General features: G+C 42.7%; 23 protein-coding genes. 8 read left to right on the top strand and 15 right to left on the bottom strand.

Features of this window, described 5'->3' with window-relative positions:
• From tolR to ABXS85_RS02085, 7 genes are all read right to left on the bottom strand, one after another.
• Positions 1 to 426, bottom strand: a complete 426-nt coding sequence (tolR, locus tag ABXS85_RS02115) for a protein TolR (RefSeq protein ID WP_353668407.1) — start codon at positions 424 to 426, stop codon at positions 1 to 3.
• Positions 426 to 1,106 (bottom strand): protein TolQ, encoded by a 681-nt coding sequence (gene tolQ, locus ABXS85_RS02110; RefSeq protein WP_353668406.1) that lies wholly within the window; start codon positions 1,104 to 1,106, stop codon positions 426 to 428. Before tolQ ends, tolR begins: the two co-directional genes overlap by 1 nt.
• Positions 1,107 to 1,115: 9 nt before the next feature.
• Positions 1,116 to 2,129, bottom strand: coding sequence for a Holliday junction branch migration DNA helicase RuvB (gene ruvB, locus ABXS85_RS02105; RefSeq protein WP_353668405.1), 1,014 nt, complete (start codon positions 2,127 to 2,129; stop codon positions 1,116 to 1,118).
• 1 nt (position 2,130) lies between these two features.
• The gene (ruvA, locus tag ABXS85_RS02100; RefSeq protein WP_353668404.1) at positions 2,131 to 2,733 is read right to left on the bottom strand and encodes a Holliday junction branch migration protein RuvA; all 603 of its coding nucleotides are present in this window, start codon (positions 2,731 to 2,733) and stop codon (positions 2,131 to 2,133) included.
• The gene (gene ruvC, locus ABXS85_RS02095; RefSeq protein ID WP_353668403.1) at positions 2,730 to 3,287 is read right to left on the bottom strand and encodes a crossover junction endodeoxyribonuclease RuvC; all 558 of its coding nucleotides are present in this window, start codon (positions 3,285 to 3,287) and stop codon (positions 2,730 to 2,732) included. Before ruvC ends, ruvA begins: the two co-directional genes overlap by 4 nt.
• Before the next feature lie 160 nt (positions 3,288 to 3,447).
• Positions 3,448 to 5,217 (bottom strand): aspartate--tRNA ligase, encoded by a 1,770-nt coding sequence (gene aspS / locus ABXS85_RS02090; protein WP_353668402.1) that lies wholly within the window; start codon positions 5,215 to 5,217, stop codon positions 3,448 to 3,450.
• A gap of 187 nt (positions 5,218 to 5,404) precedes the next feature.
• On the bottom strand, positions 5,405 to 5,920 hold the full coding sequence (locus tag ABXS85_RS02085) for a GreA/GreB family elongation factor (protein ID WP_353668401.1): 516 nt from the start codon (positions 5,918 to 5,920) through the stop codon (positions 5,405 to 5,407).
• A gap of 141 nt (positions 5,921 to 6,061) precedes the next feature.
• On the opposite strand from ABXS85_RS02085, the gene ABXS85_RS02080 reads away from it, so the two are divergent.
• Positions 6,062 to 6,511: a MarR family transcriptional regulator gene (locus ABXS85_RS02080; RefSeq protein WP_353668400.1), complete on the top strand. Its 450-nt coding sequence runs from the start codon at positions 6,062 to 6,064 to the stop codon at positions 6,509 to 6,511.
• Positions 6,508 to 7,242 (top strand): siderophore-interacting protein, encoded by a 735-nt coding sequence (locus ABXS85_RS02075; RefSeq protein ID WP_353668399.1) that lies wholly within the window; start codon positions 6,508 to 6,510, stop codon positions 7,240 to 7,242. Before ABXS85_RS02080 ends, ABXS85_RS02075 begins: the two co-directional genes overlap by 4 nt.
• An 84-nt stretch (positions 7,243 to 7,326) precedes the next feature.
• On the opposite strand, the gene cysN is transcribed toward ABXS85_RS02075, so the two are convergent.
• The 3 genes from cysN to ABXS85_RS02060 all read right to left on the bottom strand — a co-directional run bounded on the left by cysN (position 7,327) and on the right by ABXS85_RS02060 (position 11,000).
• Entirely contained in the window at positions 7,327 to 8,940 is a 1,614-nt protein-coding gene (gene cysN, locus ABXS85_RS02070; protein WP_353668398.1) for a sulfate adenylyltransferase subunit CysN, read from the bottom strand.
• 18 nt (positions 8,941 to 8,958) lie between these two features.
• A complete protein-coding gene (gene cysD / locus ABXS85_RS02065; protein ID WP_353668397.1) occupies positions 8,959 to 9,864 on the bottom strand; it encodes a sulfate adenylyltransferase subunit CysD in 906 nt (301 codons plus the stop codon).
• A 197-nt stretch (positions 9,865 to 10,061) separates the two neighbouring features.
• Positions 10,062 to 11,000, bottom strand: a complete 939-nt coding sequence (locus tag ABXS85_RS02060) for a hypothetical protein (protein ID WP_353668396.1) — start codon at positions 10,998 to 11,000, stop codon at positions 10,062 to 10,064.
• 156 nt (positions 11,001 to 11,156) lie between these two features.
• On the opposite strand from ABXS85_RS02060, the gene ABXS85_RS02055 reads away from it, so the two are divergent.
• The gene (locus ABXS85_RS02055; protein WP_353668395.1) at positions 11,157 to 11,741 is read left to right on the top strand and encodes a Fe-Mn family superoxide dismutase; all 585 of its coding nucleotides are present in this window, start codon (positions 11,157 to 11,159) and stop codon (positions 11,739 to 11,741) included.
• A 104-nt stretch (positions 11,742 to 11,845) separates the two neighbouring features.
• Here ABXS85_RS02055 and ABXS85_RS02050 read toward each other — a convergent pair whose 3' ends face one another.
• Both ABXS85_RS02050 and ABXS85_RS02045 read right to left on the bottom strand, forming a co-directional pair.
• Complete coding sequence (locus tag ABXS85_RS02050) at positions 11,846 to 12,289, bottom strand: TerB family tellurite resistance protein (protein ID WP_353668394.1); 444 nt, start codon at positions 12,287 to 12,289, stop codon at positions 11,846 to 11,848.
• Positions 12,290 to 12,292: 3 nt separating this feature from the next.
• Positions 12,293 to 12,757 carry a hypothetical protein gene (locus ABXS85_RS02045; protein WP_353668393.1) on the bottom strand — a complete coding sequence of 155 codons (465 nt, stop codon included), beginning with the start codon at positions 12,755 to 12,757 and terminating at the stop codon, positions 12,293 to 12,295.
• Between the two features lie 88 nt (positions 12,758 to 12,845).
• Between ABXS85_RS02045 and ABXS85_RS02040 the strand changes: the two genes are divergently transcribed.
• The 4 genes from ABXS85_RS02040 (at position 12,846) to ABXS85_RS02025 (ending at position 16,054) form a co-directional block, all read left to right on the top strand.
• Positions 12,846 to 13,244, top strand: a complete 399-nt coding sequence (locus ABXS85_RS02040; RefSeq protein WP_353668392.1) for a YeeE/YedE family protein — start codon at positions 12,846 to 12,848, stop codon at positions 13,242 to 13,244.
• Positions 13,245 to 13,256: 12 nt separating this feature from the next.
• The gene (locus ABXS85_RS02035) at positions 13,257 to 13,676 is read left to right on the top strand and encodes a DUF6691 family protein (RefSeq protein ID WP_353668391.1); all 420 of its coding nucleotides are present in this window, start codon (positions 13,257 to 13,259) and stop codon (positions 13,674 to 13,676) included.
• A gap of 262 nt (positions 13,677 to 13,938) precedes the next feature.
• A complete protein-coding gene (locus tag ABXS85_RS02030; RefSeq protein ID WP_353668390.1) occupies positions 13,939 to 15,105 on the top strand; it encodes a type III PLP-dependent enzyme in 1,167 nt (388 codons plus the stop codon).
• A 112-nt stretch (positions 15,106 to 15,217) separates the two neighbouring features.
• Positions 15,218 to 16,054 (top strand): MOSC domain-containing protein, encoded by an 837-nt coding sequence (locus tag ABXS85_RS02025; protein WP_353668389.1) that lies wholly within the window; start codon positions 15,218 to 15,220, stop codon positions 16,052 to 16,054.
• An 80-nt stretch (positions 16,055 to 16,134) separates the two neighbouring features.
• On the opposite strand, the gene ABXS85_RS02020 is transcribed toward ABXS85_RS02025, so the two are convergent.
• Positions 16,135 to 17,721, bottom strand: coding sequence for an ABC-F family ATPase (locus ABXS85_RS02020; protein ID WP_353668388.1), 1,587 nt, complete (start codon positions 17,719 to 17,721; stop codon positions 16,135 to 16,137).
• Between the two features lie 307 nt (positions 17,722 to 18,028).
• On the opposite strand from ABXS85_RS02020, the gene ABXS85_RS02015 reads away from it, so the two are divergent.
• Positions 18,029 to 18,523, top strand: coding sequence for a cyclic nucleotide-binding domain-containing protein (locus tag ABXS85_RS02015; RefSeq protein WP_353668387.1), 495 nt, complete (start codon positions 18,029 to 18,031; stop codon positions 18,521 to 18,523).
• A 19-nt stretch (positions 18,524 to 18,542) separates the two neighbouring features.
• Here the strand turns inward: ABXS85_RS02015 and ABXS85_RS02010 are convergent, their stop codons facing one another.
• Both ABXS85_RS02010 and cobO read right to left on the bottom strand, forming a co-directional pair.
• Positions 18,543 to 18,896 (bottom strand): RidA family protein, encoded by a 354-nt coding sequence (locus ABXS85_RS02010; RefSeq protein WP_353668386.1) that lies wholly within the window; start codon positions 18,894 to 18,896, stop codon positions 18,543 to 18,545.
• A 108-nt stretch (positions 18,897 to 19,004) separates the two neighbouring features.
• Entirely contained in the window at positions 19,005 to 19,613 is a 609-nt protein-coding gene (cobO, locus tag ABXS85_RS02005; protein ID WP_353668385.1) for a cob(I)yrinic acid a,c-diamide adenosyltransferase, read from the bottom strand.
• Between the last annotated feature and the right edge of the window lie 25 nt (positions 19,614 to 19,638).

Raw genomic sequence — 19,638 nt, 5'->3', positions numbered from 1 at the left:
TCAATTTTCCGGCTCAGTCACCAAACCTACGTTTGGAGCACCTGCCCCTTGAAGCGCTACCATTAGACCAACAACATCACCATATGAAACACTTTTGTCGCCCCGTACCAAAACCGACATATTCGGGTTTTGATTGAGTATCTTACGTACTTTAGTTTGCAAATTAGACAAACTAATGGTTTCTTGCTCTCCGCCCACATCTAAATAAAACAGGCCTTTTGCATCAACGGATGCAATCAATACATCATTCTCACTGTTTTTAATGGGAGCAGCATTAGCATTGGGCAGCTCAACATCCACACCTTGGGTCAGCATAGGAGCGGTAATCATAAAAATCACCAAAAGTACCAACATGACATCAATGTAAGGAACGACATTGATCTCTGACATTGGACGGCGCTTATTCTTTTGTCTAGAGCGAGCCACTATGCTGCGCCTCCCTCACGAACGTGCACTTTTCGATGTAATATACTAGCGAATTCCTCGGCAAAATTATCATAACTCGCACTTAAGGAATCAGAAGCTGTCGAAAAACGGTTGTAAGCCACTACCGCAGGAATCGCAGCGGCTAAGCCTATGGCGGTTGCAATCAAAGCTTCCGCAATACCAGGCGCTACAGTTGCTAGCGTTGCCTGCTGAACCTGTGCCAAACCGATAAAAGAATGCATTATCCCCCAAACGGTACCAAACAAGCCGATGTAAGGACTGGTTGACCCCACCGTTGCTAAGAAAGGCAAATGTTGATCTAATTTTTCTTCTTCACGGTACAAAGCAACGCGCATGGCACGCTGAACACCATCCATTATGGCATCAGGGTCCATATTTGGATTTTGTCTCAAGCGAGTAAACTCCTTTATACCTGCGGTGAAAATGGTTTCCATTCCTTCCACCATACGTCCATCCTGTGTCAATTTACGATACAACTGACTAAGATCCATGCCCGACCAAAACTGATCTTCAAATTCTGAGCGAATTTTTTTCGCTTGTTTAATCACTCGGATGCGTTGAAAAATCACAATCCAAGAAAATAAAGATGCCGCCAATAGTGTCAACATTACAAGCTGTACAACTAAACTAGCGCTGGCGATAAGTCCCCAAATTGACATTATTGACCTCTATTTCAAATCGGTTGGTAACTGATAATTAAAATGTTCATAAGCTCGTTTGGTCACCTGACGACCACGAGGTGTTCGAATCACAAAGCCTTGTTGAATTAAAAACGGCTCTATCACATCCTCAATCGTATCCTTATCTTCCCCAAGAGCGGCAGAAACACTGTCCAAGCCTACTGGCCTACCGTCAAACTTTTCTATCATAGTCAATAACATACGTCTATCTAAATGATCGAATCCCTGACTGTCTACACTTAACATATCTAATGCCCGTTGGGCAACTTTTTGTCCAACTAACTCAGCACCCTCGACTTGCGCAACGTCTCTTACACGTCGCAATAATCGATTGGCTATACGCGGCGTTCCACGAGAACGGCGTGCCACTTCAAAGCTGCCTGACTCATCCAGATCTATCCCCATTTTGCCTGCCGATCGGGTTACTATCGTGGTAAGAGATTCAACATCATAAAACTCCAGACGCTGCACAATCCCAAAACGATCACGCAAAGGAGAAGTTAACAAACCCGCTCGCGTTGTAGCTCCGACAAGCGTAAAGGGTGGTAGTTCAATTTTTATTGAACGAGCCGCTGGCCCTTCACCTATCATAATGTCCAATTGGTAGTCTTCCATTGCTGGATAAAGCACTTCTTCGATGGCGGGACTAAGGCGATGTATTTCATCGATGAACAAAATATCGCCTTCATTCAAATTGGTTAGTAATGCAGCCAAATCCCCTGCACGCTCTAGCACGGGGCCTGATGTGGTTTTCACATCAGCCCCCATCTCGTTACCGATAATATGCGCTAACGTTGTTTTACCTAATCCTGGAGGGCCAAACACAAGAGTATGATCAAGGGGTTCTCCCCGCTGACGAGCCGCTTGGATGAAAATTTCCATTTGCTCACGAACCACAGGCTGACCTATGTATTCGGCCAAGGCTTGCGGTCGAATGGCTCGGTCTACTTGCCTATCATTGCCTTTTAACTCTGCCGAGATGATGCGGTCTTGTTCTATCATGCTATTTCCTCAACATGCCTTGAAGGGCCGCCTTAATTACCGTTTCACTGTCAGCACCATCCACTGGCACAGCGGCAATGGCTTTAGCAGCTTCTTGAGGTTTGTAACCCAACGCAATCAAAGCAGCCTCTGCTTCTTGACGAGGATCAGCCTGAACTTGACGAAGTACAGTTGGCGCGGCAAACAAATCGTTTTTCGCCGCTTGTCCCAATTTATCTCGTAATTCAACAATCAGTCGTTCCGCCGTTTTCTTTCCTACACCAGGAATACGAGTTAATGCCGTCACATCAGAATCCTGAACATTAGCAATCAACTCTTCTGACGACATACTAGAAAGAATGGCCAGCGCCATTTTCGGCCCTATGCCATTTACTTTAATTAAAATACGAAACAGAGCGCGTTCACTCTTATCAGAAAAGCCGAATAAGGCATGAGAATCTTCTTTGACAATCAGGTGGGTAAATAGAATGACTTGTTCGCCAGTTTGAGGTAAATCGTAAATAGTGGTCATTGAGGCACTGATCTCGTAACCCACTCCTTGCACATCCACTAACAGCTCTGGCGGGGCTTTTTCCACCAAGGTTCCGACAATTCGACCTATCACATCATTTTCCTTATATCTAGTTCTGACCAGCGCTTGGCCGTTCTACCAGCACGTTTACCTGTACCGTATTCTAAGCCACCAGAAGTGCGGGTATTGGCATGACAAAGCGCTATCGCAAGGGCATCTGCCGCATCGGCCTGTGGTTTTTCCGTCAAACCTAATAACAATTGCACCATGCTTTGAACCTGGGATTTATCGGCATTACCATTGCCCACAACCGACTGTTTTACTCGACGAGCTGCGTATTCATTAACCGCCAATTCCTGTAAAGAAGCAGCAACAATGGCTGCGCCTCTGGCTTGCCCCAGTTTCAATGCCGAGTTGGCATTCTTTGCCATAAAGACTTCTTCAATGGCGAATTCAGCAGGTTGGTATTCTTTTAACAAGGATTCAACACCATTAAAAATGTGCTTCAACCTGACTGATAAGTCTTCATCGGGCAAGCGAATACAACCGCTATTCACATAATGGGGCTTACCGTTAATGATATCGATAATGCCAAACCCAGTTACACGTGACCCCGGGTCAATGGCCATAATTCGAGTTTGAATCATTGTTTTCTCATGTTCTGTAACATCACTGTATATTTCAACAGGGCTTTCGTAGAGATGCAATCTGTAAATACAAAAAAGGCCGCATTTTTGCGGCCTTTTACGCTATTCTTTCGTTTCCATCACGACAAGCAGGTCAAATCTGTCACTTGCCTTGCAAATCTTATTCTGCAATAGGCTTACGAACGCGAATACTCAATTCTTTAAGCTGCTTTTCACTCACCTCACCCGGCGCTTGAGTCAACAAACAAGTCGCGCTCTGAGTTTTCGGGAAAGCAATCACATCACGGATGGAATTTGATCCAGTCATCAACATAACCAAACGGTCCAGACCGAACGCTAAACCACCATGTGGTGGCGCACCAAACTTCAATGCGTCTAATAAGAAACCAAATTTCTCTTCTTGCTCTTCTTCACTGATGTTTAACAATTCAAACACAGCCTCTTGCATGGACGCTTGGTGAATACGAATGGAACCACCACCGAGCTCAGTGCCGTTAAGCACCATGTCGTAAGCTTGTGACAAAGCCGTTAGCGGATTCGCTTTCAATTCTTCTGGTGAGCAAGAAGGTGCGGTGAACGGATGGTGAATCGCTGTTATGCCACCATCACTTGTTTCTTCAAACATTGGGAAGTCTACTACCCAAAGAGGTGCCCACTGGCAAGTGTAAAGATCCATGTCTTCACCCAACTTGCAACGTAATGCTCCTAGAGCTTCATTGACAATTTTCGCAGAGTCAGCACCGAAGAAAATCAAATCACCATCTTGTGCTTCTAAACGCTCAAGCAATGCAGCACGCACCTCTACTGGCAAGAACTTGACAATCGGAGATTGCAAACCTTCTTCTAAGTTAGATTTATCGTTCACCTTAATGTAGGCCAGACCTTTCGCACCGTAAATACCAACAAACTTGGTGTAATCGTCGATTTGTTTACGCGTTAGACTGTTGCCACCTGGTACTTTCAACGCTGCAACACGGCCTTTCGGGTCTGTTGCAGGACCAGAGAAGACTTTAAAGTCAACATCTGTCATCAAATCAGACACTGTCACAAGAGTTAATGGAATACGCAAATCTGGTTTGTCGCTACCATAGCTTTCCATGGCTTCTGAATAAGGCATGCGTGGGAAAGAGCCAAGATCAATGTCCATTAACTCTTTGAACAAGTTCACAATCATTTGCTCTGTCATGCTCATGATTTGTTCTTCGGACATGAAAGAAGTTTCAATGTCCACTTGTGTGAATTCAGGTTGACGATCCGCACGCAAATCTTCATCACGGAAACATTTTGCGATTTGATAGTAACGATCAAAACCTGACACCATCAACAATTGCTTAAACAACTGAGGCGATTGTGGCAAAGCAAAAAAGCTACCTTGGTGAGTACGACTTGGCACCAAGTAATCACGAGCACCTTCAGGAGTAGCACGTGTTAAAATAGGCGTTTCAATGTCTAGAAAGCCATTGTCATCAAGATAACGACGCAAAACAGAGGTCACTTTAGAGCGAAAACGCATTTTTTGTTGAATCTCAGGACGGCGTAAATCAATAAAACGATTCTTAAGACGAATGTCTTCGCCTACTGCCTGATGTTCATCTAACTGGAAAGGTGGCGTTTGCGCAGCGTTCAAGATTTCTAAACTGGTGCCTAATACTTCAATTTCACCCGTGCGCATATTGGGGTTGATGGTGCCTTCTGGACGAGCACGAACCAAACCAGTCAATTGAATAACGTACTCATTACGCACACTGTCAGCCAAAGCAAAACTATCGGCACGGTCTGGATCAAAAACAACCTGTGTAATTCCTTCACGATCACGTACATCTAAAAAGATAACACCACCGTGATCTCGACGACGATGAACCCAACCGCATAAAGTAATTTCTTGTGAAATGTTAGAAGCATTTAATTCGCCGCAATAATGGCTGCGCATAATTTCTTTCCTATTACCGTCTCAGTACGAGAAGCTAGTGTTCTTAGTATGTTTTCTGATCAAACAAACAGCATTAAGGCGCTATTCTTTCAATGTCAGAGTATCTGAATAATTTAAAGGCCAAGCATTATATGCGAAGCGCGTCCGACTCTCTATAGGCAGAGTAAAATTTGTGTTGTTGAAACCCTTAATTGATGCCAACAATTTCAAATTCAATCTGTTGCCCTGCTTTCGGAATAAAGACTGTCTCACCTTTACTCTTATTCATAAGCATTTGCCCTATTGGAGCACTAGGCGAAATCAAAACAAGAAGCCCCAGCTCTTTACCCTTATCAATCAGGGGGAGATTTAATCCACCAGCAATATTGCTTAATAAAAAATATTTTTCACCTGCACCATTTTCAGATGCTTGAAGATGTACCGTGCTCCATAAACTAATCACATCATCTTGAGGATCTAATAGCATATTTGTTGTCATGATACGCTTAAAATTAAGCCAATCTTGCTCGCACTGATAAACGCGTTCTGATTGACCATGCGCCAAATAAGAGGCCTCAAGACCAAAAGTATCGTATTTGGTTTCAGCCACACTTTCTTCATTAGTCGCCGCTTCTTTCGCTTGTTGAGCGGCCTTTTTGGCGGTCACAAAACGCAGCTCAAGCGCTGCCAAAACCTCATTAAAAACAAAAGATTTATCTATCATTCACACTTAAATCCTGATGCAGGGAATACTTGAATATTGTAAAAAATATGGTATTTCAATTCTTTGCAAACCACTGAGTTGACAATATCAACCCAATTAAATACATTAGCAATCATTCTCAATTAATAGAGATTATTATTTATGAATGCATCCATTAGCGAAGCTTTACACGGTTTGGTTAGCAGCTATCGAACGGCATTAAAAACTGCAACCACAAATTCTGGCATAGAATTAGCCATTACACACATCAGAGCCATAAAATGCATTAGCAAGATTCCAAATTGCAGCGCACGAGACATTGCTCAAAAGCTCCATCTTGATAAATCTCAAATTGCCAGATTACTAAAAGACTTGCTGCAACAAGATTACATTAGTAAAGATAAACACCCTACTAATCGCCGCTGTCAGTCACTTAACCTGACGGATAAAGGCTATGCCATTTACGCTAAGATTCAGCAAATCGACCAACAAAATCGTCAGCGCATGTGTCAAAACATCGCTGAATCTGAGCTGGAGCAATTTATTGCCCTAGCCAATCGAATGAAACAGAATTTAACCTCACCCACACAATCAGAAGGGGCGTTATCATGAGTAGAATGCAACCTCGTAACTTCACCGTTATTCGTAAACAATTAGTCACCCCAAACATGTTACGTGTGACTTTAGGCGGCAGCAATATGGATACCCTTCCGGCCGATCAAGAAAGCGGATATGTAAAACTGATTTTTATCACAGACTCAAAGCCTATCATTCGAACCTATACCATACGCCAGCAACGTACTGATGAATTCGACATTGATTTTATGTTACATGAAGACGGTGGTCCCGCATCAAGCTGGGCTCGTAACTGCGAAGCTGGTGATGAAATAATGATTGGCGGTCCCGGCCCTAAGAAAATGATTGCCGAATCAGGAGATTGGTTTTTATTAGTGGGGGATATGACAGCCCTACCCGCTATCAGTGTTAATCTAGCGCAATTACCCGACAATGCCAGAGGTCACGCTGTGATCGAAGTGGTTTCTGAAGAAGACATTCAACCCCTTACCCACCCAGAAGGTATTAACCTGCATTGGGCCGTTAACCCACAACCGGGCAAGAATGAAACATTTCTACTCGACCAAGTTAAAAACTTGGCTTGGTTGTCAGGATTACCCGCTGTTTGGACAGCATGTGAATTCAGTAGTATGCGTTTGTTACGTGATTATTTTAAACATGAAAAAGGCATCGCAAAGCAAGAGCTTTATATTTCCAGTTATTGGAAATATGGTAGCAATGAAGACCAACATAAAGAAGTAAAACGACAAGACGCTGAATTGGCTTAAATCCAAATAAATATAGACTCAAAAACAAAAAGGCCAGGATTGGAGAAAGCTCCAATTCTGGCCTTTACCATTCTTACTCAGCTTTTATAAACGAATGCTGGCGATAATTTGCTCTACCGCATCGTCTATATTGCTGGTTGAAATACTATAGTCCGCAACACTTTCGTCTGAAACCAAAATAACCACACCCGTTTCACGAAGCAAAGCCGCTTCTTCAGCCGTTGCATTGACATTCACTAAAGATGTAATGCCTTGACGCAATAACAAGCGCTCTAACGCATCAGATTTTTCAAGCACATCCCAACTTAAAGCGATCACGGCAGGCTTTTGACCAAGACGTGCAGCACGATCTTCAGCAGTAACAACCGACTCTTGATCCAGCTCAAGCACAGCCTCTTCCACCATACCCGCACCAACGGTCACATTGGTCAAACGATCAATAATAATTAAGGCACCGGTTAAACGGCTATTTTGATACTCATCAAAAGCGACTGGCGCATCAAATTGTAAAACAGCATCACCAATGCCATTCAATTCAAGTTCACTAATCTCACTTTTCTCAAGGGTATTTACATCCACCCTGTGATTAAAGTGATGTACCTTACCAGGCACAGTTTGAGTACCCAGCTTAAAGTCGTATAGCTTACCCGGCACCAAAGCTTGTTCCGCCATCCATACAATAGATGCACGTAACGCTGAGGAAATGAGAGGCTCTTGTTCGACATGAGACAACATATCGCCACGGCTAATATCGATCTCATCCGTTAAGGTAATAGTAACCGCCTGACCTGCCTTAGCGACATTCAATTCACCGTCAAAAGTAACTATCTTAGCTACGTTAGAGGTCTTACCTGATGGTAGCGCCACTACTTGATCGCCAGGTTTCACTTGACCCGCAGCAATGGTACCCGCGAAACCGCGGAAGTCTAAGTTAGGACGGTTGACATATTGAACAGGCAAACGGAAAGCATCTTGTTTTACATCACGATCAATTTTTACAGACTCCAAAATGGCCATCAAGGTATCGCCTTGGTACCAAGGTGTGCTGTCCGATAAGTTCACCACATTATCACCGCGCAACGCCGACATAGGTACAAATTGAATGTCGGCAGGCTTTCTGTCACCAAGCTGATCCACAAATTTCAAATAATCCGCTTGAATGTCATTAAAAGTTTGCTCCGAAAAATCCACCAAATCCATTTTGTTTACAGCAACAACCACATGCTTAATACCTAATAAAGAAGCAATGTAGCTGTGACGACGGGTTTGTGTCTGTACACCATAACGTGCATCGATCAAGATAATCGCCAGATCACAAGTAGAGGCACCTGTCGCCATATTACGTGTATATTGTTCGTGCCCAGGCGTGTCGGCAATGATGAACTTACGCTTTTCAGTAGAAAAGTAGCGATAAGCAACATCTATGGTGATACCTTGTTCTCGTTCGGCTTGCAAGCCATCCACAAGCAAAGCCAAATCCACCTCTTCACCTTGCGTACCTGACTTTTTACTGTCGCGTTTTACGGCATCAAGATGATCTTCATAAATAAGTTTTGAATCGTGTAATAAACGGCCAATTAAAGTACTTTTACCATCATCCACGTTACCGCAGGTAAGAAGACGCAACAGGTCTTTTTCTTCGTGCTGTTTCAGATAACCAAGTATGTCTTGGCTGATCAATTCTGACTGATGAGACATGCTCTATTTACTCCAAACTTAGAAATAACCTTGTTTCTTCTTCTCTTCCATCGATCCTGCTGAATCGTGGTCAATCATACGCCCTTGACGCTCAGAGCTCTTGGTCAACAACATTTCCTGAATGATTTCAGGCAAGGTATTGGCTTGTGATTCCACCGCACCTGTCAGCGGATAACAACCTAGGGTTCTGAAACGAACCGATTTCATTTCAGGCTGTTCACCATTGAGGGGCATACGGTCATCGTCGACCATGATCAAAGTGCCATCTCGTTCAACTACAGGACGTTTCTCAGAGAAATACAAAGGTACAATTGGAATACTTTCTAAGTAGATGTATTGCCAAATATCCAGCTCAGTCCAGTTTGACAGTGGGAAAACTCGGATACTTTCCCCCTTGTTTACCTTACCGTTATAGATGTTCCACAACTCTGGACGTTGGTTTTTTGGATCCCAGCGATGTTTGTTATCACGGAACGAATAAACCCGCTCTTTGGCACGGGATTTTTCTTCATCACGACGAGCTCCGCCGAATGCGGCATCAAAACCGTACTTATCTAGAGCCTGTTTCAATGCCTGAGTCTTCATCACATCAGTATGTTTGGCACTACCGTGTGTGAAAGGCCCAATACCCTGCTCCAAGCCTTCCTGGTTTTGATGTACGATTAACTCAAGTCCCAACTTGGCAACCATTTCATCACGGAATTTAATCATCTCTTTGAATTTCCAGCCGGTATCAACATGCATCAAAGGAAAAGGTGGTTTGCCCGGATAGAAGGCTTTCATTGCAAGATGCAGCATCACAGCTGAATCTTTACCAATAGAGTACAGCATTACCGGGTTATCAAATTCAGCCGCGACTTCACGAATAATATGGATACTTTCCGCTTCCAGCTGTTTTAGGTGGGTTAGTCTTGCCTCTGTCATAACGTCCTACTCAAAATTTAAGGCTTTTACAATTTCGCCACTATAACATGCCTTTAGGTTATAAAAATCATTCCTTCTAGACTTTAGTAGAATATGCATATTAAAAAAGCTATATAGAAATGGCTTATATAAAGGAACAAGTAAAAAGGCCGATGCATAACAACATCGGCCTTTTGCAACAACAAATACTTGGTTTTTTATTGCGCGTTCAACTGCTGCTCTAACATCAGCTGATTAATTTGCTTACGCAGACGGATAATCTCAGTATTAACCTGAGATCGAAAAGCATCGCTGGACTGAATGGCTTCCTGCTGTTGTTTGAGTGTTTGCTGCATATTAATAATTTCAGCATTACTAACACTAGACGCTTTATTTTCCACTTGTTTCAATTGTTGCTGTAAATTGGAAACATTTTGTGACAGTTGATCAAGGCTTGTGGTTAGAGCCTGATCCTTACTCGCTTGAGTTGAAAGACTTCGCTCAGCTGAAGCAATTTGTGCCGCTTGGCCTTGCAGATTAACTTGTTGGGCTTTAAGCTGATCTGACGTAGTTTTTGAGTCCTTATCTAATTGAGCGACGCTGGCCAGCAATTTATTATAGGCGGCTTCAAGCTCATTGAAGGCTTCATCCTGATGAGCAATACGCTTAGTTTGGGTGGAAATATCAGCTTTAAGTGAAGCAATTTCTTGCTTTAACGCTTCCACGTTTTCCGAATTTTGTGCGATGCTCTTGCGATTACGATCATAAGCCACCCCCCATAATTTACGAATTTCGCTATCATGGGTTTTGAGTGTTTGCTCAACCGTTTGACCTTGTTCATTAGCCGATACATCAGCAGCTATGAGCTGATGATCTAAGTTCTCAATTTCGCTCTTAGCACCATACAGTTCATCACGTAATTGTTGATTTTGTTGCCATAACCAGTAACCAGCGCCAGCAGACACCAGTAATACGATCAGCAGCAAAAGGTACACGCCTAGCAAACTTTGCTTCTTATGTACGACAGTCGGTGCGTGAGCAGGTTTTGCAGGAGAAGGTGCAGGCCGTGCTTTAGTCGCGTCCATTGCTCTTCTTTCAGTCACTTCATCTTGATCCAGAGTCATACTCGGGATCTCTACATCATCATCTCTTCGCATGGAATTCTAATATATTGGTTATTAACAAAAATTATGGAAAAACCTTACAGAACAATTCTAAATAATATTATCTTAGTTTCATAGGTGCTACTATATATGCACCATTAACTGCTTGATAACAAGCAATTTAGTTAATTAAAAGCAAGGAGAATCGTAATGTCTTTTGAATTGCCCGCTCTTCCATACGCAAAAGATGCGTTAGAGCCACACATGTCTGTTGAGACATTGGAATACCACCACGGCAAGCACCACAATACTTACGTTGTTAAGTTGAACGGTCTAGTACCGGGTACTGAGTATGAAGGCAAAAGCCTAGAGGAGATTTTGAAGTCAGCTCCTGCAGGCCCTGTATTCAATAATGCAGCTCAAATCTGGAACCATACTTTCTTCTGGAACAGCCTAACACCAAACGGCAGTGGACAACCTACTGGCGCTTTGGCTGACGCAATCAATGCAAAATGGGGCTCTTTCGAGAAGTTCCAAGAAGCCTTCAATGACAAAGCAGTTAACAACTTTGGTTCAAGCTGGACTTGGTTAGTAAAAACGGCTTCAGGCGAGCTAGATATCGTTAACACAAGTAATGCTGCGACACCTCTAACTGAAGGCCAAACGCCTCTAATCACAGTAGATCTATGGGAGCATGCTTACTATATTGATTACCGTAACGTTCGTCCGGACTACCTAAAAGGTTTCTGGGCACTTGCAAACTGGGAATTTGCAGCAGCCAACTTTGCGGCATAAGCCTTTGCTCAATAATTGAGTCCAGTCATAATAAAAGCGCAGCCTGAGCTGCGCTTTTTTGTTTTAAAACCTCTTTTATTTCCTAACATTAAATCAGCTAGATCTTATTCGGATTGCAATTCTTGCTGCACCGCCAACTTGGCCTGAATAAATTCCGAATGGGGCATAAATAGCAACTCACTGATGCGGCGAATTCTATGGTCTTCTTGAGCATCAAGACTGCCATCAGACAAAGCCACATGCCATAATGCTTTTAATAGATCCATTTTTTGGGACAGGGATGCTTTCTCATTAATAACCTTAGTGAATTGGTATAAGTCATTAGCTTCCTCTACACCCGCGCGAGCATCAATATAAAGTTGATCAATGTCTTCACCAAGATCAGTCACTTCTTTGAGTAAACGCTTGATCTCTTGTTCTTCTTGCGGGGCCACTTGGAAATCCGCCAACATAACTTCCATTAACAAGGATGCAACCGCTTTTTGATAGGTGATTTGTTCTTCTTCCTCAGCAGGCAAACTGAACAAATTTTTTAACAGGTTCAACATGTATTACTTCTCCAATACATAGCCTTTCAATTCGGCAATAAGTGCATTTGGAAATTGACGATAATCCAAATACGGACACCAAATATAATTGCGGTGCCACCAACACTCATAGTTTAACTTAGTACTTTCTTCTGCAATGGGTAATTCTGCACGCAATTTACGCCCAACGATGAATACCAAAGTGTGTTCTGATAAAGGTTTCACCTTCTCTAATGAGGCAATATCAAAAACAACAGCAAGCTGCTCAAATAAGCTATGATCTCTATGAACACGCCAATCATTTCCATTAGTTACGGTTAATTTTGCCATTATGGTCAAAATTTTTCGCCAGTGATTACCATTGCGCTGAATCAAATCCGCCACATCGGGCTTGAGATTATCCATTGCTGAATGCCATTCAGGCAGATTAGGCAAAATAAAAATATACTTTGCTTGCTGTGGGTTTTGACCCAACCAAATTGATTTCACACTTGTTTCCACTATTTCATGACAAATAACATTAGACAAAACTAATGTTATTGAATTAGTATTATCTAATATTACTTAGGAGTAGATTATGGAGCAGCTATTTTATCCCCTAATAGGGGGCTTGCTTATCGGCGTTACCACAACATTCTACCTACTTACTATGGGCCGTGTTGTCGGTATCAGTGGTATTTTATCACAGCTTCTTTTTAATAAGGGACGGCTCTTACCATTGCTTTTCATTATCGGCCTTATTATTGGAGGCAGCGCCTACGGAACTCTCACTCAACCTAGTATGCCATTACCAGAGCTAAGAAGTCCTTGGTTATTGATTTTGTCAGGTTTATTGGTTGGCTATGGCACACGTTTAGGTGGAGGCTGCACCAGTGGGCATGGTGTATGTGGTATTTCTCGCCTATCTATGCGATCTATTGTGGCCACCCTAATCTTTATGACGACAGCCATTTTCACTGTTGCCATCACCAAATAATAGGAATCACTTATGTACGCATTGATCACCTTTTTAACCGGCTTGTTATTTGGCTTAGGTCTCGCTATTTCGGAAATGGTCAATCCCGCTGTTGTAATAGGTTTTTTAGATATTTTTGGCCATTGGAATCCTTCCCTCATTGCGGTCATGGGAGGTGCGTTAGCCATTGGCATACTTGGCTATTGGATCAAAAATAAACGTCTAAATCCTATCCTCGCCAAAGAATGGCAAGTACCTAACCTCAAACACATTGACAGCAAATTACTTGTTGGCGCAGGTCTATTTGGTATTGGCTGGGGATTAAGTGGCTACTGTCCGGGTCCAGGCCTTACCGCCTTAACCAATAACCCTATGGAAGGGATTTATTTCGTTGTTGCTCTAATCGCTGGAAGTGGTATTTTCCAAATTCAGACTGTTTTTCTGCGTAAATAAAAGCAAGCAAAGATACAAAAATTTCACCGGGGCTTTGTTGCCTCTTTTTTTATTTAAACTCTCCAAAAAAACACTTGACGGACAGCCAATTCGGCCTTAAATTGCGCTCCGCGTCATTGCTGAACATAATCCGCACCGCTTCAACTGCTGCGCTCGTCGCTTAAGGCCATATAGCCGGATAAGTAACAGCCATAAGTAGGACGGGAGAAGGTAAAGACGTTACTTAATTATCGGTTTATGTTTGCTAAATAGGAGTATCTCCATGTCTATTGACGTCAATGCATTCTACACACCTGAACGCTTCGCGCGTATCAAGTCTTTTTCAGAAAGCAAAGAAACCCCTTTTGTTGTTATTGATACTGAAATCATTGATGAGGCCTATTCTGAGCTGACCAAAGGTTTTCCTGTTGCGGATATTTTCTACGCCATCAAAGCCAACCCAGCACCAGAAATTCTAACCCTGTTACGCGACCGTGGTGCCAACTTTGATGTTGCATCTCGCTACGAACTGGACAAATTATTCGCAATTGGCGATGTATCACCAGATCGGGTAAGTTATGGCAACACCATCAAAAAAGCCAAAGACGTACGTTACTTTTATGACCAGGGCGTGCGTATGTTTGCGACGGATTCTGAAGCTGACTTGCGCAACATTGCCAAAGCCGCGCCAGGTTCTAATATTTACGTGCGTATCCTCACAGAAGGTACGGTCACAGCGGATTGGCCATTGTCCCGTAAATTTGGCTGTCGTCCTGACATGGCAATGGATTTATTGAAATTGGCAAAAGAATTAGGTCTAGTACCTTATGGTGTATCTTTTCATGTGGGCTCTCAGCAACGTGATATTGGCGCATGGGATGCCGCTATTGCGAGTGTGAAAGTCATTTTCGAACGCCTAAAAAAAGAAGACGGTATAGTATTGCAAATGATCAATATGGGCGGTGGTTTTCCCGCTAACTACCTTTCTAAGACCAACGAATTAGCCGTATATGCAGAAGAGATTACCCGCTTCCTAGAAGAAGATTTCGGAAATGATATTCCCCGCATCATCCTTGAGCCGGGTCGTTCCTTAATTTCGAACGCGGGTGTTCTGGTCAGTGAAGTGGTCTTAATTTCCCGTAAATCACATACTGCTTTGAATCGCTGGGTATTTACCGATGTTGGTAAATTTTCTGGCTTGATCGAAACCTTAGATGAATCCATCAAGTACCCTATTCATGTCGACAAAGGTGGCGAGTTGGAAGAAGTTATTATTGCTGGACCAACCTGTGACAGTGCCGACATCATGTATGAGAATTACAAATACGGCTTGCCTTTGAATTTAGCCATTGGTGACCGTATGTATTGGTTGTCTACAGGAGCTTATACGACCACTTACAGCGCAATCGAGTTTAATGGTTTCCCACCATTAAAATCCTATTACTTATAAATCAAAATCTAGACAGAGAAAACCTTGTAGCTAGGCTTGCAAGGTTTTTATACCGCCCTTTTTACAGCGATTAAAAAATAGGCAATAATAATTTCTCAAAGCAGGAGTTGTTATGTCTTATTTGCTCAGTGAACTCACGATTTACCCAATTAAATCCATTCATGGAATTAACATCGATCAAACCGAAGTGCTATTTTCAGGACTTACTAATGATCGACGCTATATGTTAGTTAAGCCTAATGGCGACTTTATTACAGGCCGAAAACATCCGCAATTAACCCAAATTAACGGCAAGATATTGCCTAATAATTGCCTTGAACTAAGCCATCCAAGCAACGAAAAAACATTAATTCTAGACCCTGTGAGTTTCTCTGAAGACTACAGAGATGTCACTATTTGGGGGCAGAACCTGTCAGCACAATCTGTAAGTAGTGAAGCCAACCACTGGTTTCAATCTATACTAGGCACCGAAGCTGAGCTGGTTTTTTTTGGTGAAGGCACACAACGTTTTACCAGCCGACGCCCTGACTCACCAGTTGGTTTTGCAGACGGTTATCCATTTTTATTAACCACCGAAGCCTCACTTGAAGAGCTCAATCGAACTTGTCCAGAACACATCCGCATGGCGCAATTTCGTCCCAATATGATAATCAAAGGCAATCAAGCCTTTGCCGAAGACACTTGGAAACGCATTCGCATTGGAGAAGTAGAATTTGAATATGTGAAACCCTGTGTACGCTGCATTTTCACAACGATAGATCCTGATAATGCTGAGCGTAGCAAAAAAGGAGAGCCACTGAAAACCCTAGCAAAATTTCGTAAACTAAAAAACGAGGGAATTACTTTTGGCATCAATATGATCGCTCTGAATCAAGGGGTGATTCAGCAAGGAGACAAGGTGGAAATAATAGAATTTCAGACAGCAGATCAGTACGAAGACAAACGCTAGCATCATAAAATTCAACAAGATAACATAAAGGGAAATCAATCGATTTCCCTTTATGTTAACGATTCACTAGACAAGCTTTTTTAGCTGTCCATCTTGGCCAGATATTCATCGTATGTGCCGTGGAAATCGACAATGCCATCCGCTGTCACCTCAACTATGCGCGTCGCCAAGGAGGAAACAAATTCACGGTCATGACTGACAAAAACCAAGGTGCCAGGATAGTGTTCCAACGCTAGGTTTAGGGATTCAATCGACTCCATATCCATATGGTTAGTCGGTTCATCCATAACCAGAACATTTGGCTTTTGCAGCATCAGTTTGCCAAACAACATACGCCCTTGTTCACCACCAGACAAGACTTTCACTGACTTTTTAATATCGTTTTGGGAGAACAACAAACGCCCAAGAGTACCGCGAATGACTTGCTCATCGTCACCCTCTTGACCCCACTGCCCCATCCATTGCAAAAGATCCATATCTTTCTCAAATTCATGAGCATGATCCTGAGCGTAGTAACCAATATTGGCGTTATCAGACCAGTTCACCTCACCTTTAGTCAGTTCTGTATCACCCACTAAACATTTCAGCAAGGTCGATTTACCAATGCCATTTGGACCAATAACGGCAATACGTTCACCGACTTCTACCATCATATTAAGATCACTGAAAATCCTCTCATCGTAGGATTTAGCAAGGTTCTCAACCTGTAATGCCAAACGGTGCAGCTTTTTTTCTTGCTCAAAGCGAATGAAGGGATTTTGACGACTGGAAGGCTTCACTTCCTCTAATTGAATCTTGTCTATTTGCTTAGCACGAGAAGTCGCCTGCTTAGATTTCGACGCGTTTGCCGAGAAACGACTGACAAAAGATTTCAGCTCATTGATTTGCGCTTTCTTCTTGGCGTTGTCTGCCAACAAACGCTCACGAGCCTGTGTGGCAGCCGTCATGTACTCATCATAGTTACCTGAGAACAAACGCAATTCACCATAGTCCAAATCGGCCATATTGGTGCAGACTGAATTCAAAAAATGACGGTCATGGGAAATGATGATCATGGTACAGGTACGTTCTACCAACACACCTTCTAGCCATCGAATGGTATTAATGTCCAAGTTGTTGGTTGGCTCGTCCAGCAACAAGATATCTGGATCGGAAAACAAAGCCTGTGCTAACAATACACGAAGTTTCAATCCTGGCGCCACTTCACTCATTAAACCATAGTGCTGTTCTGTCGGAATACCCACACCCAGCAAAAGCTCTCCGGCACGAGCATCAGCAGTATAACCATCCATTTCAGCAAATTCCGCTTCCAAATCCCCTGCGCGCAAACCATCTTCTTCAGTCATTTCAGGCTTAGCATAAATAGCGTCCTTCTCCGACTTAATGGCCCAAAGCTCTGTGTGCCCCATAATAACGGTATCAATAACAGAATAGTCTTCATAGGCAAATTGATCCTGCTTCAATTTACCTAAACGCTCGTTGGGATCTTTTGAAACATTACCTGAACTTGGCTCCAAATCACCGCCAAGAATCTTCATAAAAGTGGATTTACCACAACCATTCGCACCTATCAGTCCATAGCGTTTGCCTTCGCCGAATTTAACAGACACGTTTTCAAATAAAGGTTTTGCACCAAATTGCATGGTGATATTGGCTGTCGTTAACAAAGTATTCTTCCACTCTTAATCAGAAAATAATAAAAATTGCTCTAAGTAGCAAAAAGTTGGCCCCATTATCGCATACAAGTTACTCAAGGTGCGACTTTACATAGAATAAGTTCCACACAAGATCACTGACGCTTACAAAGCCGCATAATGTGTTAACTAGAAAAACAAAAGTGTTACCAGTTCAAACAAAAAGCCCTTAGTGATATTTGGGGACAATGTCGATAATAGCTAGTAACAGATCGACTATTCAGTTTTGATTGAAGTGGCCGAAGAAATATAAGAGAGAGAAAATTGACGGGAGGAAATTATGCATACCGTCTTAGCAACAGAGTCTGAATACGATATTTCACCTGCAGAACTAAAAAAAGGTTCTATTTTTGGTGCTTTATCTGAAACGGGCATCCAATATTTATTAGAAAATGGCGTCATTCATCGAGTCATGGAAGGAGAAGAAATTTTTTCTTATGGTGGCCAAGGTAATAGTTTTCATACCGTGCTACACGGGTCGTTAGACTTTTACAAACAACATAATGAAAAAAGGACACGCACTCGTACTGTTAAATTTGGCGAAGCCATAGGTTTTGTCTCTATGATTGCTCTACACGAACGAGCAGGCAGCTTATACGCATTAGAAGACAGCTTGTTATTAGAAATATCTAGCCAATTGTTCAGCGACTTCCACGACAATCACCCTTTCGACTTCGGCATTTTATTAATGAACCTGTCTCGTGATATGGCAAGAACCATTCGCGTATTAAGCAATGCTTTGGTCGAAAATGATGTTATCGTGAAACGCAATTAAGATAATAGTTAATCCAATATTACTTTTCTGAAGCAACAACGGACACTTCAACCAGCAACTCAGGACGAGCCATTCTTGCCTCAACACATGCACGAGCAGGAGCATGCCCCTCTGGCACCCAAGCATCCCAAACGGCATTCATCGCTGCAAAATCTTTCATATCACGAATGTAGACTGTCGCTGATAGAATGTGTTCTTTATCTGAGCCAGCCTGCACTAGCAAGGACTCGACTTTGTCCAACATGGTTTGCGTCTGCTCAGTAATGCCAGCATTCGCATCTGCTGCGACCTGGCCACATAAATATATGGTGCCATTGTGTTTCACAATGCGACTCATACGTTGACCCACTTCTAAACGTTCGATAGAAGACATATCTCACCTCAAATTTCTGACGAATATAAAAAAACAAATGATATCAGCGAGAGAAGAGTATATTCACCTAAATAAACTCATTAAATTAGATAAAGAATCTAATTTTGATTAAAATTCCAAACCTTTCTGCGCTTTAATGCCACGTTTAAAAGCATGTTTCACTTCTTTTATTTCGCTAACCGTATCAGCAAGCTCAACAAGAGCATCAGAAGCGCCACGTCCTGTTACCACTAAATGTTGGCTGTCAGGCCGTGCCATCAAAGCCTCCAAGACTTTCCCTTCGTCGAGATACTCATAATGTAATAGGTAGGTTAATTCATCTAGGACCACAAGGTCGAAGCTTTCATCTTTCAGCATCTCTTCTGCCTGAGACCAAGCTTGTTCTGAAGATAAAATGTCGGCGTCACGATTTTGCGTTTCCCAAGTGAAACCAGACGGCATAATTTCCCAGCGAACTTTATCTTGCTGACGAAAGAAATCTATTTCCCCGGTATTCCATTCCCCTTTGAGAAATTGCACCACACCCACTTTCATACCGTGGCCTAGCGCACGAGCCACCATACCTAAAGCGGAACTGGATTTGCCTTTGCCATTGCCCGTTAACAGAACAAAGGTACCCTTATCTTCTTGTGCCTTAGCAATGCGTTTATCAACATGCTTTTTGATGGCTTGCATGCGATTTTTATGCTGCTCTGAATCCTTAATAACCTTAGCCATGCCGCCTCTCTCTCGTTGGAATTAC

The sequence above is a fragment of the Marinomonas sp. THO17 genome (assembly GCF_040436405.1).
Taxonomy (GTDB): Bacteria; Pseudomonadota; Gammaproteobacteria; order Pseudomonadales; family Marinomonadaceae; genus Marinomonas.
This window is presented reverse-complemented; position numbering and strand designations above follow the sequence as displayed.